At 52.2% G+C, this 2,165-nt stretch carries 2 protein-coding genes; both read left to right on the top strand.

Features of this window, described 5'->3' with window-relative positions:
• Nucleotides 1-408: 408 nt before the first annotated feature.
• Nucleotides 409-807 (top strand): cupin domain-containing protein, encoded by a 399-nt coding sequence (locus tag ACUVJL_RS38730; RefSeq protein WP_445250663.1) that lies wholly within the window; start codon nucleotides 409-411, stop codon nucleotides 805-807.
• 372 nt (nucleotides 808-1,179) lie between these two features.
• Entirely contained in the window at nucleotides 1,180-1,578 is a 399-nt protein-coding gene (locus tag ACUVJL_RS38725) for a cupin domain-containing protein (RefSeq protein ID WP_445250662.1), read from the top strand.
• Nucleotides 1,579-2,165 lie beyond the last annotated feature (587 nt).

Here is a 2,165-nt window from a genome sequence, read left to right as displayed (position 1 = left end):
TTGGATGGAAAGATGTAAAATTTTGGTGAAGAACTTTGAGAGAAGTTTGACAGCGGCGACTGCCAAGCTCAACCTTTGTTTTATTAGGCTGATGATTAGAAGGCTTGCACCCTCTTCTTAGATGTCAAATGGGTTCTATAGTGTGGGGATTTCGGCACTTTAGCTAAAAATTGTCCTGTTTTGAGAGTGGTTCGCAAACAATTTTCCAGCAAGGAGGCATAGTGGCGGGAGTTGTTTCTTTGATTTCTCCATCATCAACGTGAGATACTTTGCCTAGGAGAATATATAAGCTTACAGGACGGTTCATAAATGTGTTTATCGAACTTGAGAAACTGGAGTTTGTTTAATCATCTTATTCTCCCTACCCTAAAAAAACGGAAGTACCATCATCCAGAGGCAAAGACAGATATGACCGACGCTCCCCCCACTGACCGCAGAAATGACCAATTTTTCGATCGCCTCAACCTGGACGAGGTGCAGCTCTCCGAGGCGCAGGTATGTGGAGGCGAGGGTCTGATCCGCTTCGGCTTTTTGTGCCAGGAGGGGCAGTCCAGTGGCTCATGCCGCTTAACTGCCCTGGTAGAGATTCCCCCGGGGTCATCGCTCGGTCGCCACCTCCACGGGCCCGACGAAGAGGAGTTCTGCCTAGTCCTCAACGGTCAGGGCGTGATGTGGCGCAACGGCGAGGAGTTCCCTGTTCGGACAGGAGACCTGATCCGTAACCCGCCCTCGGGCGAACACGGCTTCCACAGCTTGGGACCAGATACCCTGCGGATCTTCGTCTTCCAGGTATCGGTAAACCCATAAAAGAGCTGGGCTACAAGCGCGTTGACAACTTGGCAGAGGTAGTTAGGCGCCCGTGGCAACACCACGGGTGCTTGGGCCCTGTCATAACCGGGGTCGGAACCCAGGTTCGCGCCCCGCTGTCTGAAGATCTGGCTGCTATCGATCGGTACCGACGCTACAGTATTCATGAGGACTCCTTTTCTGGGAATGCCTCACTACCTCAAGCTTGGTTTCCATTCAATTAGCGGGACTTAAACAACTTTCAAGCCCAAACAGAGCTCAGAAACGAAGGCTTACGGATATTGGCGTTGGGAACCAGCGTTACTGCCCTTTGAGGCAATGTCAGACCAAAACAGTATGGGCGCAAGTCCACATCCAGAGGCAAAGACGGATATGACCGACACTCCCCTCACTGCAGGCAGAAATGACCAATTTTTCGATCGGCTCAACCTCGACGAGGTGCCACTTTCCGACACGCAGGCACATGGAGGCGAGGGTCTGATCCGCTTCGCCCGTCTGTGCCAGGAGGGGCAGTCCAGTGGCTTATGCCATTTCATTGACCTGGCAGAGATTCCTCCGGGGTCATCTATCGGTCGCCACCGCCACGGGCCCGACGAAGAGGAGTTCTACCTAGTCCTCAAGGGTCAGGGCGTGATGTGGCGCAACGGCGAGGAGTTCCCTGTTCGGGCAGGAGACCTGATCCGTAACCCGCCCTCGGGCGAACACAGCCTGTACAACTTGGGACCTGATCCCCTGCGGATCTTCGTGTTCGAGGTATCGGCAAACCCATAAAAGAGCTGTGCTACAAGCGCGTTGACAACTTGGTAGAGGTACTTGGGCGCCCGTGGCAACACCACGGGTGCTTGGGCCATTTCATAACCTGTCGTCCGTATTCATGACGACTCCTTTTCCGGGAATGGCTCACTACCTCAAGCTTGGTTTCCATTCAATTAGCGGGACTTAAACAAATTTCAAGCCCAAACAGAGCTCAGAAACGAAGGCTTACGGATATTGGCGTTGGGAACCAGCGTTATTGCCCTTCGAGGCAATGTCAGACCAAAACACTATGGGCGCAAGTCCACTGCTGCCGAGGCTGTTGCCCTTGAATTGGGAAGCCCACATCATTCTGCGTAGCAGTTGATGTGGGGTAGTTCACATGGATTCGGTTGATTGAGAGACAAGGTTCGATCGACTCTTGCAAAAAAAAATAAAGCGGGACTTAGGCACAAACCTGGTTTTTTACGAACATACCTCGTGCAGCGCTTTTGGTAGGGCTTAAACAACCCGGTTTTTGAGGCTAAGGATCGCGAATTAAATAACTTACAATTTTAATTGTTATTGTGGGATGGGCGTCCCGCCCGTCCTTTTTGGACGGGCGG

The sequence above is a fragment of the Microcoleus sp. OTE_8_concoct_300 genome (assembly GCF_031383065.1).
In the GTDB taxonomy this organism is placed as follows: Bacteria; Cyanobacteriota; Cyanobacteriia; order Cyanobacteriales; family Microcoleaceae; genus Microcoleus.
Note: the sequence above shows the minus strand (reverse complement) of the source record. Positions and strands in the feature narration are given on the sequence as shown.

Coding starts and splice junctions, on each gene's coding strand:
- ACUVJL_RS38730 (WP_445250663.1), top strand. CDS start 409: ATGACCGACGCTCCCCCCACTGACCGCAGAAATGACCAATTTTTCGAT.
- ACUVJL_RS38725 (WP_445250662.1), top strand. CDS start 1,180: ATGACCGACACTCCCCTCACTGCAGGCAGAAATGACCAATTTTTCGAT.